Origin of the sequence: Methanobrevibacter sp., assembly GCF_045644645.1 — an archaeon.
Taxonomy (GTDB): Archaea; Methanobacteriota; Methanobacteria; order Methanobacteriales; family Methanobacteriaceae; genus Methanocatella.
The window spans coordinates 1-12,970 of sequence record NZ_JAZRHE010000046.1; the positions used below are offsets into that span (position 1 = coordinate 1).

At 36.8% G+C, this 12,970-nt stretch carries 11 protein-coding genes; 7 read left to right on the forward strand and 4 right to left on the reverse strand.

What is annotated here, in order from left to right; genetic code table 11:
- On the forward strand, positions 1–2,635 hold a 2,635-nt coding region (gene leuS / locus ACKI4K_RS03075), incomplete at its 5' end, for a leucine--tRNA ligase (RefSeq protein WP_407422173.1).
- Between the two features lie 37 nt (positions 2,636–2,672).
- On the opposite strand, the gene ACKI4K_RS03080 is transcribed toward leuS, so the two are convergent.
- Both ACKI4K_RS03080 and ACKI4K_RS03085 read right to left on the reverse strand, forming a co-directional pair.
- A complete protein-coding gene (locus ACKI4K_RS03080; protein ID WP_407422175.1) occupies positions 2,673–3,404 on the reverse strand; it encodes a tRNA (adenine-N1)-methyltransferase in 732 nt (243 codons plus the stop codon).
- A gap of 9 nt (positions 3,405–3,413) precedes the next feature.
- Positions 3,414–4,373 (reverse strand): zinc metalloprotease HtpX, encoded by a 960-nt coding sequence (locus ACKI4K_RS03085; protein WP_407422177.1) that lies wholly within the window; start codon positions 4,371–4,373, stop codon positions 3,414–3,416.
- Positions 4,374–4,520: 147 nt separating this feature from the next.
- Between ACKI4K_RS03085 and ACKI4K_RS03090 the strand changes: the two genes are divergently transcribed.
- Positions 4,521–5,468 carry a replication factor C small subunit gene (locus ACKI4K_RS03090; RefSeq protein ID WP_407422179.1) on the forward strand — a complete coding sequence of 316 codons (948 nt, stop codon included), beginning with the start codon at positions 4,521–4,523 and terminating at the stop codon, positions 5,466–5,468.
- 9 nt (positions 5,469–5,477) lie between these two features.
- A complete protein-coding gene (locus tag ACKI4K_RS03095) occupies positions 5,478–6,974 on the forward strand; it encodes a replication factor C large subunit (RefSeq protein ID WP_407422181.1) in 1,497 nt (498 codons plus the stop codon).
- Here the strand turns inward: ACKI4K_RS03095 and ACKI4K_RS03100 are convergent.
- Positions 6,957–7,646 carry an ATPase gene (locus tag ACKI4K_RS03100; protein ID WP_407422183.1) on the reverse strand — a complete coding sequence of 230 codons (690 nt, stop codon included), beginning with the start codon at positions 7,644–7,646 and terminating at the stop codon, positions 6,957–6,959. The genes ACKI4K_RS03095 and ACKI4K_RS03100 overlap by 18 nt on opposite strands.
- A 1-nt stretch (position 7,647) precedes the next feature.
- A complete protein-coding gene (locus tag ACKI4K_RS03105) occupies positions 7,648–8,496 on the reverse strand; it encodes a shikimate dehydrogenase (RefSeq protein ID WP_407422185.1) in 849 nt (282 codons plus the stop codon).
- Positions 8,497–8,581: 85 nt separating this feature from the next.
- On the opposite strand from ACKI4K_RS03105, the gene hisS reads away from it, so the two are divergent.
- Genes hisS through ACKI4K_RS03125 form a run of 4 tightly spaced genes read left to right on the forward strand, consistent with a single transcriptional unit; the run spans position 8,582 to position 12,881 of the window.
- Complete coding sequence (hisS, locus tag ACKI4K_RS03110; protein WP_407422187.1) at positions 8,582–9,877, forward strand: histidine--tRNA ligase; 1,296 nt, start codon at positions 8,582–8,584, stop codon at positions 9,875–9,877.
- Between the two features lie 2 nt (positions 9,878–9,879).
- Entirely contained in the window at positions 9,880–10,284 is a 405-nt protein-coding gene (gene hisI, locus ACKI4K_RS03115; RefSeq protein WP_407422189.1) for a phosphoribosyl-AMP cyclohydrolase, read from the forward strand.
- Position 10,285: 1 nt separating this feature from the next.
- Positions 10,286–12,127 (forward strand): PINc/VapC family ATPase, encoded by a 1,842-nt coding sequence (locus ACKI4K_RS03120; RefSeq protein WP_407422191.1) that lies wholly within the window; start codon positions 10,286–10,288, stop codon positions 12,125–12,127.
- A 7-nt stretch (positions 12,128–12,134) separates the two neighbouring features.
- A complete protein-coding gene (locus tag ACKI4K_RS03125; protein ID WP_407422193.1) occupies positions 12,135–12,881 on the forward strand; it encodes a sugar phosphate isomerase/epimerase family protein in 747 nt (248 codons plus the stop codon).
- Positions 12,882–12,970: the final 89 nt, after the last annotated feature.

Genomic DNA, 12,970 nt, shown 5'->3' on the forward strand with positions numbered 1-12,970 from the left:
CGTGACCGGCGCTCCCGTTATTGGAATTGTAGACAGGATTAAAAGGAAAGACCCCTGGACACTTGATTTGTATGAAAGGGTTCACGGCGTTCCAAAGGAAACCTTACCTAAATTAGAAGATCCCGAATACATCGTGAAATACTTCTCTACAGAATATCATGAAGTCATGGAAGAAATGGGCTATTCCATTGATTGGAGACGCGAATTCAGAACAATCGACCCGACATACAAGAAATTCATTGAATGGCAGATTACTACCCTGCATGAAAAAGGACTGGTTGCAAAAGGGGAACACCCTGTCAAATACTGTCCAAACTGTGACAACCCCGTGGGAGACCACGATCTGCTTGAAGGTGAAGGAGTGGGAGTCAATGAATTAACCCTTTTGAAATTCCCAATTGAAGATAAAATCCTTGTAACTGCAACCTTAAGACCAGAAACTATTGTTGGGGCAACCAACATCTGGTTAAACCCCGACATTGAATATGTGCTAGTCAACGCAGATGGTGAAAATTGGGTCATTACAAAGGAAGCTCACTACAACTTGCAGCACCAAGTTAAAGATTTAGAAATTATCTCAGAAATTGACCCTAACGATTTAATTGGAAAAATGGCTAAAAATCCATTTACAGGTGAAGAATTGCCTATTTTCCCAGCTAGTTTTGTAAGCGCATCCTATGGTAGTGGAGTGGTATTTTCAGAGCCTGCCGATGCACCAGCAGACTACATCGCACTTCAAGATTTAAAAAATAATGAAGAAATGATAGCCAAATATAACTTAGGAGGCATTATTGATAATGTAGTTCCGATTCCAGTGTGTACCCTTAAAGGTTATGGGGAAATTCCTGCAGCAGACATCATTGAAAGGCTTGGAATTACTGACCAAAACGATGAAAAGCTACAAGAAGCTACAAACGAGCTATACAAACAGCAACACAGTAAAGGAACTATCATCGAATCAATACCTGAATTTGGAGGGATGAAAGTTCGTTTTGCCCGTGAAGAGTTAAAAGAAAAACTAATAGCAGACAATATGGCAACAATAATGTATGACTTTGCTGAAAGGCCGGTCGTATGCAGATGCGGAAATAATTGTGTTGTTAAGATTATGGACAACCAATGGTTCATGAAATACGGCAATGAAGAATGGACTGAAAAAACCTTAAAAGTTCTTGAAGGAGAAACAATCATTCCAAAAGAGCTTAAAAGTAATTTTAACTATTACATCAACTGGTTAGATGATTGGGCATGTTCAAGAAAGGTCGGACTTGGAACAAGACTTCCATGGGACAACCAATGGTTAATAGAACCATTGACTGACTCAACAATTTACATGTCATATTATACAATTGCCAAATATCTAAGGGACATGAATCCGGATGACTTAAATCTTGCTTTCTTTGATAAAGTTTTACTCAACAAGGATTCCTGTGAAATAACTGTTCCCGAAGAAAAAGTTGCCGAAATCCAAAATGAATTCAACTACTGGTATCCCCTTGATTGGAGATTATCCGCCAAAGACCTTGTAGGAAACCACTTAAGTTTTTTGATGTTTACCCACAGTGCAATCTATCCTGAAGACAAATGGCCAAAAGGAACCGTAGTATTCGGAATGGGTCTTTTGGAAGGAAATAAAATGTCCTCATCCAAAGGCAATGTAATCTTACTTAAAGATGCAATCAATGATTATACCGCAGATGTTGTGAGACTCTTCTTAATGGCTTCAGCTGAGCCATGGCAAGACTTTGATTGGAGAGAAAAGGAAGTGCTCGGTACTAAAAGAAGACTTGAATGGTTTAGGGAATTTGCAGCAAAAGTTGAAGAAATTAAAGGTTCAACACTTGATTTAAGCAGCATTGAAAAAGTTGAACTTACAAGAACAATTGACTTATGGATGATAAGCCAGCTAAACGAGCATATCAAAAAGTCAACTGAAGCTTTAGAAGTCTTCCAAACAAGACAGGCTTTGCAAGATTCTTTATTCTTACTTAAAAAAGATGTGGACCACTATTTATACAGAATCAAACATATCATTGATTCACAAGACCCTGCTGTCATCTATGTTTTATCAACTGTACTGGAAGCTTGGATAAGACTTTTAGCACCGTTTACACCACATACATCAGAAGAGTTATGGTCCAAATATGGCGGAGAAGGTTTTGTAAGCCAAGCAAGTTGGCCGGAATATGACCCGGAATTGGTAAGTCCTGAAATTGAAAAATCAGAGGAACTTGTTGAAAACATCATTAAAGACATTGGCCACATCAAACAGATGGTTGGAGATGAAGTCGAAAAGATTCACATTTACATTGCTCCCGATTGGAAATGGGACCTATACAAAATAGCTGATGAAGTTGGAAAACCTGACATTGGCCAGATTATGGGAAGAGCTATTGGAGCTAACATCTACGATGACAAAAAAGAAATAGCAATGGTAGCTAAAAAAATCGGTAAGGAAATTACCAAAACAAGATACATCGGTAAAATCAACGAAGAGGAAATTCTTACAGATGCCTTGGATTACATCAAAGAAGAATGCGGTAATGAAGTAATCATTCACACCGATGACTCATACGACCCACAAAACAAGGCAAGAAACGCAATGCCTTACAAACCTGCAATTTTTATGGAATAATTAATTTATTATTCCAACTTATTTTTTATTTTAATAGTTATAATTTTCTTGCAAAGACCAAATATCCGCTATGGCCGACCATCCGGGTTTTTGGCCTTACGCCTTGAGCTCTTACCTCAAGACCACGTTCTAAAAGTTCGATGATTTCAATATCATAAAAGCCTAATTTTTTAGCAACCCTGTAAGAAGTCTCGGCCTGATCAATGTATGGGGCATATACTGCAAGCCATCCCCCAACATTCAACGTGTCCATCACATCTTCAAATATCTCAAATGGCTTAGGCAAATCCAAAAAGATCAAATCGATATTGTCCTCATCAATTCCATCCTTGATGTTTTTATTTTTAACTTCAATATTGGTAATTCCAAAATTGTCAATGTTTTTCCGTGCAACTTCAGCAAAATCCTCACGGATTTCATAGGTATAGACCTGCCCGGTTTCGCCTACAACATTTCCAAAATTAAGTGCGATAGCTCCGGCACCTGTTCCTGCATCAACCACCCTTGAACCTGCACCCAAACCTGTGTGAGCCAGGACTTGTCCAATATCTTTTTTAATGAGTATTGAGCATCTGCGATCCATCAGATCAATAAAATCATTTATATTAGGCTTTACGATTTTAAATGTGTGGTCAAGATGGCTTTTGACTTCATCACCAATTTTGGCATTATCCAAAACATCAGATTTGACAATTCCCAAATCGCTTTGAAATTCAGCCCCAGGTTTTAAAATATACTTTTTACCACGTTCATCTAAAATCATTTTCATATTAAACACCTAATTTTCAAGTTCCGCCAATCTTTTCACTCTTTTTAAAGAATCAGGGTGAGTGGAAAACACTTCCATGATACCATTCTTTTTAGAGATTTTAACATTTGAGTTAGCCAATGTTCTTAATTCTTCATCGGATATGCGTCCATCCCCATCAAAATCGATTTGCTGAAAATCAACAACGTCATTTTTAGCATTATTTATATCATTGACAAAGAATGCGCGATTGCAGTTTAAATCGTTGATGGTTTCCTTGCTGCATGTAGCTGCACCATAAGATAACTTATAGAGTGCTGAAACCAATGCGGCAGGACGATTGCCAAATTCAACACTGGCCTCATCAGCATAGTATTCTCTTGTTCTTGAAATAAAGAGCACTAACAACTGTCCTATTAAATAAAATAGATAACCTAAGATCCCAATGATTATTCCTCCGCCATTTCTGCTGTCTCCTGAAAACATGAAGGATAATGCAATATAATAGCAAATCATTGGAATAACACTTACAGCAGCAGTGACAATCATGTCATTATGTTTAATGTGACCCATCTCATGACCCAATACGGCTTTTAGTTCATCGCGATCAAGCAAGCCCAAAATCGGACGAGTGATTGCAATATGTCCGCTTTTGCTTGACCTGCCATATGCAAATGCATTTGGAATGTTGATTTCGGATAAGCCGATTTCTGGTTTTGGAATGCCTGCAGCATCAGCCAATTCCTGAACCATTTGATGGATGTGAGGTGCTTCTGCTTCAGATAATGGCCTTACATTCATTGAACGCTTTACCAATGACGGACCAAACCAATATTGTAAAAATACAATTACAATACTTACGCCTGCATACAATCTCCAACTGCTTACCCCCATATACCATCCGATAAGCATAATAAGGAAATAAACAATTGTAAACATTAAAACTGAGGTAAGCAACATTCTTAATTTGAGTCTCCATGTACCTTTCATTTTAAACACCTAAAAATTTTCAATTAATACTTTCCAAGTACTCTCTCATTTGAATTATATATGACCTTTTCACATATAAAAACATTAACCAAAAGTTAATTATTTAACAAAAAACATATCATGATACAGTGAAAAAATGGTGATTTAATGACTGGACCATGGGTAGAAAAATATAGACCTCAAACATTGGAAGACATTGTAGGACAAAAACAAATCATAACAAGACTTGAAAAATATGTTGGCGAAAAAAGCATGCCTAACTTAATGTTTACAGGCCCGGCAGGTGTTGGAAAAACCACAACTGCACTTGCACTTGTAAAATCAATTCTAGGCGAATACTGGAGACAAAACTTTTTAGAATTAAATGCTTCTGATGCAAGAGGAATTGACACAGTAAGAGACCGTATTAAAAATTTCTGTAGATTAAAACCGGTTGGGGCTCCATTTAGAATAATCTTTTTAGATGAAGTTGACAACATGACTAAAGATGCCCAACATGCTCTTCGTCGTGAAATGGAAATGTATACCAAAACTGCATCATTCATCCTTTCATGCAACTATTCTTCAAAAATTATTGATCCGATCCAGTCAAGATGTGCCATATTCAGATTTGCACCGATAAAAGGTGAAGAGATAGCTCAAAGATTAAGATACATTTGTGAAAATGAAGGATTTGAAGCTGATGACAAAGGTCTTGAGACAATAGTTTACTTTGCTGAAGGAGATATGCGTAAAGCTGTTAATGTCCTACAGGCGGCTGCAAGCGAAGGTGAAGCAATTACAGAAGAATCCGTTTATGAAGTTGTTTCCAAAGCAAAACCTCAAGACATTGGAAACATGATAAACAAGGCATTGATGGGGGATTTTTTGGGTGCCAGGAATATCTTAAGAGAAACCATGGTCTTACAAGGTACCAGCGGAGAGGACATGGTCAGCCAGATATACTCAGAAGTTTCCAAAAGAGTCGTTGAAGGTAAGATGGAACCTGATTTTTATATTGACTTAATTGAAGCGATAGCGGATTGCGATTTTAGAATAAGAGAAGGCGCAAATCCAAGAATTCAACTTGAAGCTTTATTAACTAAATTCATCTAAGGTATCGAAATGTTATGGACTGACAAATACCGACCACAAACCTTAGATGAAGTGGTTGGCAATAACAAGGAAAAAGAGATAATCCAGAATTGGGTAAAAAATTGGAAAAATGGCAATCCACAGCCACCCCTACTTTTAGTTGGACCCCCTGGCATTGGAAAAACCACACTTGCCCTGGTAATTGCAAAAGAGTTTTCAGAATCAATAGAACTTAATGCAAGTGACAAACGTTCACAGGACATTATTAAAAGTACGATTGGAGAATCCTCTTCATCAAGGTCTCTTTTTGGAGACGAATACAAATTAATCATAATGGATGAAGTGGATGGAATCCATGGTACCAATGACCGTGGAGGGGTTAAAGCCATTGGAGAGATTATTAAAAACTCCAAACATCCGATGATCTTAATCGCCAATGATTTTTACTCAAAACGAATAGCATCCATCAAGCCCAAATGTACTGTTATTAAAATGGCCAAAGTTAGAAGCCCAAGCATTAGAAAAGCTTTAAAAGAAATATCTCAAAAAGAAGAAATCAAAGCCAACCCAAAAGCACTTGATTTAATAGCAAAAAAATCAAATGGAGATATGCGCTCAGCAATTAACACATTGCAAGCACTTGCCGATGAAGATGAAGTGTTAGAACCAATAGATGTTGAAAACCTAAGAACAAAGGACGACAGATCAGACATATTCAATGCCATAACCGGTGTTTTAAAAAGTAAAAACCCACAGCATGTAAGGGAAGCCTTAAGGGTTGACGAAGACCCAACTCTTGTTATGGAATATGTTGCAGAAAATATTCCAAGGGAATACACTAAAAAAAATGAAATCAAAAAAGCTTATGAGAATATAGCTAAAGCTGATTTATACTTTGGAAGAGCTCGAAGCAGCAGGAATTACGGTTACTGGAAATATGCAAGTGATTTTATGGGAATTGGTGTGAGCAGCTCCAAAAAAGAAACCTACAAAAAATTCACAAAAATACAGACACCGACAATATTCACATTGATGGGCCGCAACAGAGGTAAAAGAAACCTAAGGGACGACATAGCAGAAAAGATGTCTCAAAAGATGCACATATCACATGCGATTGCAATATCAATGTTTCCTTACCTTGAAATAATGTTTAAAAATGATGAGCTTGCATGGGAAATCTCTGACTTTTTGGAACTTGAGGAAAATGAGATAAAAAGATTTAGATCAAAAAAGATTCCTAAAAAAGTCATAACAAAGATGGAAGCTAAAAAAGCTCAAATGAGAGTTGAAGAGCGTGACAAAAGGTTTGAAGAACTTCAAAATCAGATGCTGAATGCCCCTGAAGAAATTGAAATGGCTGAAGAAACTCTTCCATTTGAAATTCCTGGTTTAGACAATGATGATGAAACTGTCGAAGAAGAACCGCAGCAAGTTGAAGTTCCCAAAAAAGAAGAACCTAAAGATGAATCCAAGGAAGAAAAATCCAAAAAGAAGACCGACAAACAGGTGTCACTTTTCAGTTTCTAATTTTTCCCCAATGAACTCGGAAGCGCTGACAACATTTTCCTTATACTGGGGTGCAACATCTTCCAAAAATCGAGAAAATGAAATGGCCAATTCATCAGTGTTTTCACTTTCAATAGTATCCTGACCGTCCATTTCCAAAAATGAATTAATCCACTCCAAAGGCACATTAACCAGAGGATAAATCTCACTGGTTTTATCTCTGAAATTGATTCCTTCACCGGCAAAAATGCTTGAAAAAATATTATTTACTTCATCATCCAAAATTAAGGGATTTACGGCCAAATCATAATCTCCATCATAAACCAATTCAACACCATATTTGCGGGTGTATGGCTCCATCAATACATCGATTATGAAATTGTTCTCAGGCATCAATATTTTGGAGTTGGGTTCGATTTCCAAAGCCAAATGCTTTGATGACTTTGAGCAAATCTTTTGGAATAAAGAATTTCTAACGACTTCAATTTCTGGATATTGCCTATTGAAAGTAGCTTCACGGGTTCTTGAAAACTTTGAAAATCTCAAGTTGTTGATGTAGATTTTTTGAGGAGTGTATGAAATAAAACGAGTGTCGACACCAATTATTTTAAGGAATTTCAATACATCCCTTTTGGAATCGGAAAATTCCTCTTCATCAGATGTTAAATCTTCCATATTAAACATTAACTCCATATTATCTTCCCAAATATTCATTTAGCGCTTTTTGCATTACATCAATTGGAGCATCCCTACCTGTCCAGATTTTAAAGCTTTCTGCTCCCTGATAAAGTAACATTTTAATTCCATAGACCGGTTTTGCACCTGCCCCAATAGCTTCCTTAAGTAAAACTGTCTCATTAGGATTATAAACCGCATCAAATACAACCAATTCTTCATGCATTGAATCGGCTTTGGCTATCGGTTCATCGTTAATGTGAGGGTCCATTCCCAAAGGAGTTGTATCAACCAGAATATCAGCATCACCCAAGCAGTTGCCAATCTCTAAGATTGAATCTGCGCCAACATCACCAATCAAATCAGATTTCAAAATGTCACTAGCCAAATTTTGAGCCTTATTGACATTTCTGTTTAGTATTGTTATTGAATCTGCGCCAAATTTAGCAAGATAAAATGATATTGCTCTTGAAGCCCCTCCAGCCCCTGCAACAACAACATCCTTACCTTTAATTGAACTGACTTCCTCGATTGCCCTTACAGCACCTATCCCATCGGTATTATACCCTTTCAAATTTTTAAAATCAATAGTGTTTACAGCACCAATCAGCCGGGCAACCTCATCCAGCTCATCCAAATACTGCATAACCTCTATTTTGTGTGGGATGGTGACATTAAATCCTTTAATATTTAAAGATTTAGCTCCTTCAATAGCTGAATTTAAGTTATTTGGATTGACATCAAAAGCAACATACGCATAATCCAATCCCAATTCGGCAAATGCCGCATTATGCATCGGCGGGGAAAAGCTATGTTCAACAGGATGGCCTATCAAACCAACAATATTCGTACTTCCTTTAATATTCATATAATACTTAATTAATTAACAAAGATTATATAACTTTGTATAAACATAATTTAATTATAATAAATTTAATCATAGGAGAGTAAAAATGGAATTTACAAGACCTAGAGGTACAAGAGATTTCTTATTTGATGAAATGAGACAAAGAAAACAAGCAGAAAGTACCTTAAGAAACATATTCGAAAATTACGGTTATCAAGAAATCAAAACTCCCTTATTTGAGGAATTGAAATTATTTACAACAAAATCTGGAGAGGAAATTGTCAATCAATTATACAATTTCAAAGACAAATCAGACAGGGAATTGACCCTAAGACCTGAAATTACCGCTCCAGTTGCAAGATTATACTTAAATGAACTCGAAAAAACAGTTGTAAAACCCATCAAACTTTATTACTATGGAAGCTGTTTTAGATATGAAAGACCTCAAAAAGGAAGGTTCAGACAATTTTGGCAATTCGGCTGCGAGTTGATTGGAGCCAACACCCCCCAAGGCGAAGCGGAAGTCATTGCACTTTGCAGCGATGCAATCAATGCCCTGGGAATTACCACAGCCGATGTTAATCTCAACCACTTAGGAATCATTAGGGGATTATTCAAACACTTTAACATCTCCCAAGAAACCCAAAGGGAAATAATGGTTGTTATTGATAAGGGAGATAAAGACCTTTTAATCGAATCATTGAGTGGAGATAACCCTGTAATTGATGATGATGAATTAAACCAAATTCTTTTGAAGCTAATTGACATGGTTGGGGATAAAAGCATTTTAAGTGATGTTGAAGGATTGATTGCACCATATGATGAACCTAAAAAAGCATTAAAAGAATTTAAAGAATTGATTGAACTTTTAGAAGCTTTCAATGTAAGCAATTACACATTAAACTTAGGTGTTGCCAGGGGACTTGACTACTATACCGGAATCGTGTTTGAGATTTATGTTCCGGAACTTGGTGCGCAAAAGCAAATATGCGGCGGGGGATCCTACAGCTTAGTGAAATTGTTCGGAGGCCAGGAAGTTGAATCAACAGGATTTGCACTTGGCTTTGACAGATTAATGAATGCAATAGAAGAGCTAACCGAAACTGAAGAACTACCTTCACACCTAGACATCTATGTTGCTCCAATTTCAGATAACGTAAGGCCTAAAGCATATGAAATAACCCAGCTTTTAAGGAAAAACAACATCAAGGCGGATGTTGACTTGAACGGCAAGAAATTCAAAAAACTGATGAACTATGCCGACAAGATTAAAGTTTCAAAAATGGCCATCATCGGCGAAAAGGATCTGGAACAGGGAAAAATTACCATCAAAGACATGCTTAGCGGAAACCAGGAACTGGTTGACATTGACAATATCGTGGAATACATAAAAGGTGAATAGATATGGAAATTAACTTTAGACATGAAATAAATGGCCAAAAGGTTATCACAGCAGTTGCTCAGGATGCGGACACCAATCAAATATTAATGCTAGCCAACATGAACAAGGAAGCACTCCAAAAAACAATTGAAACCGGCAAAGCCCATTACTGGAGTACCTCAAGAAACAAAATATGGCTAAAGGGAGAAAGTTCCGGGCATTTCCAGGAAGTCAAAGAGATTCTTGTTGACTGCGATATGGATGCAGTTGTTTTGAAAATCAAACAAACCGGAGCGGCCTGCCACGAAGGATATCTTTCCTGCTTTTTTAGAAAACTGAATACCGAAAAAGTTGACATTGAAGATTTAAAAGAGGATGACTTGGAAGTTATCTTAGAAAGACTAGTAAACCCAGAAGACGTGTATTGAAATGAAATGTATAATTCCCGACACAAGTGCGGTTATAATAGGCGCCATCAGCGAAATCATTGAGAACAGTGACATTGACTATCCGGAAATCATTGTACCCGAAGCAGTTGTTTGTGAACTTGAACATCAAGCCAATGACAACCGGTCTGAAGGTCACAGAGGCCTGAAAGAACTTCAAAAATTACAGGACCTACAGGATGAAGGAAAACTTGCCATTAGTTTTAAAGGAAAAAGACCAAGCAATTATGACATTAGATATGCCAAAAGCGGTGAAATAGACAGCATCATTCGTGACGTGGCAAGATCTGAAATGGGAACGCTTTTAACAAATGATAAGGTACAGGCTGAAACTGCAAAAGCTCAAGGAATTCCAGTTTATTATTATGAACAGAAATACATTGAAAAGCCACTTTCAATCGAGAAGTTCTTCGATGAAAACACCATGTCAATTCATTTAAAAGAAAATGTATGTCCAATGGCCAAAAAAGGAACACCAGGACACATTGACTTTGTCATATTAAATGAAAAACGTTACACTCACAGAGAAATTAAGGAAATTGTTGATGAAATTCTTGATAAGGCAAAAAGCGATCCAAAAACCTATTTAGAATCTGAAAAAGAAGGATCATTTGTTGTCCAATCCAGAGAATACAGAATTTCAATAGCTTATCCGCCATTTTCAGAGGCATTGGAAATTACAATTGTCAGACCAGTAGCCAACATCAGTTTGGATGAGTACCGTTTATCCGATAAACTTCTAAAAAGAATCAGAACAAATGCTGAAGGGATCCTGATAGCAGGTTCACCGGGTGCCGGCAAATCCACATTTGTACAGGCTATCGCCAAATATTACTCATCAAAATTAAACAAAATTGTAAAAACAATGGAATCTCCAAGAGATTTGCAACTGCCTGATGAAATAACACAATATAGTCCTCTGGAAGGCAGCATGGAAAATACGGCTGACGTATTGTTACTTGTAAGGCCTGACTATACCATCTATGACGAGCTTAGAAAGAACACCGACTTTAACATTTTCGCAGACATGAGGCTTGCTGGCGTTGGAATGATTGGTGTTGTCCATGCCACCCGCCCAATTGATGCAATCCAGAGAATTGCCTCAAGGGTGGAACTTGGTGTGATACCATCAATTGTTGATACAAGCATTTACATTGAAGACGGTAAAGTTACAAGCGTTTATGAAACAAAGATGACCGTTAAAGTTCCAACAGGCATGAAGGAAGCGGATTTGGCAAGACCAGTTATTGAAGTTCGCGACTTTGAAACTGGAGAACTCAAAAATGAAATATATACCTATGGTGAACAGACCATCGTAATGGACATGGATTTAGTAAATGGAACCGAAAGTGGTGAAAAACACAAATCTTCCGTTGATAAAATTGCTGAAAAGGAAATTTTAAGAAAGATCAAAAAGATTCTCCCGAAAAAAGCCAAAGTGGATGTTGAAGTAATATCCCCTGAAAGAGCCAACATATACATCCCAGAAGATTATATTCCAAAAATAATCGGTAAAAATGGTAAAAGAATTGCTGAAATCGAATCCGACATTGGAATCAGCCTTGGAGTTGAAATAATTGAAGAGCAGCCTAAAAATAAAACTCCGTTTGAAGTTGATATAACCCACACCAGAAAACAATTGATCTTAGAGCTTGGAAGGGACAATGGAAGACAAAATTTCGATATCTATGTCGAAGGGGAATATTTGCTTACTGCAACAACCTCTAAAAAAGGAGAAATTAAAATTAAAAATGGAATTGAATTGTCTGATCTTATTATAGAAGCTATTGAAATGGGATTGGAAATAACCGCGGTTAAAAAATAGTGATAATATGAAAATAGGAGCATCTACACTTGCAGGATTACATGAAAACTTAGAAGACATTTTAAGTTTTATTGAGAATTTGGGATTGGAATACGCCGAATTGGTTCACCAATTCCCCTATGAAAACATTGCTGAAGAGTTTTTAGAAAGTTATAATCTAAAATACTCCATCCACTCCCCATTCATGGATGTCAATATTGCATCCCTACAGGAAAAAAGCAGATTGAATTCGATAGAACAAATTAAAAACTCAATAGATTTAGCAAATAAAATTGATGCCGAATGCGTTGTTGTCCATCCGGGATTGATGCCTTTTTTAGCAAGATCCTTTGAAGATAAGGTATATGAAATAGCTAACGAATCGATAATCGAACTTGGAAAGTATGGAAACGACTTGGGAGTATGCGTGACCATTGAAAATATGCCCACTTTTGAAGGCATGATCTATCAGAATATGAAAGACCTAGACAAGCTACTTACAGAAAATGAAATGTACATGACACTGGATATCGGCCATGCAAATCATGTTGGATACCCTGCTGATGAAATGTATTTTGATTCGATTAAACACATGCATGCGCATGATAATTTTGGTGATGATGACACACACCTACCTTTAGGTGAAGGCAATATTGAATTAAATCATATCATTGATGCATTTGAAAAGAAAAATTATGATGGCATCTACATGATTGAAGTAAATAATAAAGATTCTATTAAAAAAAGTCTTGAATTCTTAAAAACTAATTTCTAATTTTTAAAAAAATAAAAAAAATAAGAGGTAATTAATACCTCTTTAAGCTGTTACAGTTATTTTGTTCGCAATATTAGCTCCATTATAAC

Excerpts from the sequence above, each read along its gene's own strand:
- ACKI4K_RS03080 (WP_407422175.1), bottom strand. The coding sequence starts at position 3,404 with ATGAAAATGATTTTAGATGAACGTGGTAAAAAGTATATTTTAAAACCT.
- ACKI4K_RS03085 (WP_407422177.1), bottom strand. The coding sequence starts at position 4,373 with ATGAAAGGTACATGGAGACTCAAATTAAGAATGTTGCTTACCTCAGTT.
- ACKI4K_RS03090 (WP_407422179.1), top strand. The coding sequence starts at position 4,521 with ATGACTGGACCATGGGTAGAAAAATATAGACCTCAAACATTGGAAGAC.
- ACKI4K_RS03095 (WP_407422181.1), top strand. The coding sequence starts at position 5,478 with ATGTTATGGACTGACAAATACCGACCACAAACCTTAGATGAAGTGGTT.
- ACKI4K_RS03100 (WP_407422183.1), bottom strand. The coding sequence starts at position 7,646 with ATGGAGTTAATGTTTAATATGGAAGATTTAACATCTGATGAAGAGGAA.
- ACKI4K_RS03105 (WP_407422185.1), bottom strand. The coding sequence starts at position 8,496 with ATGAATATTAAAGGAAGTACGAATATTGTTGGTTTGATAGGCCATCCT.
- hisS (WP_407422187.1), top strand. The coding sequence starts at position 8,582 with ATGGAATTTACAAGACCTAGAGGTACAAGAGATTTCTTATTTGATGAA.
- hisI (WP_407422189.1), top strand. The coding sequence starts at position 9,880 with ATGGAAATTAACTTTAGACATGAAATAAATGGCCAAAAGGTTATCACA.
- ACKI4K_RS03120 (WP_407422191.1), top strand. The coding sequence starts at position 10,286 with ATGAAATGTATAATTCCCGACACAAGTGCGGTTATAATAGGCGCCATC.
- ACKI4K_RS03125 (WP_407422193.1), top strand. The coding sequence starts at position 12,135 with ATGAAAATAGGAGCATCTACACTTGCAGGATTACATGAAAACTTAGAA.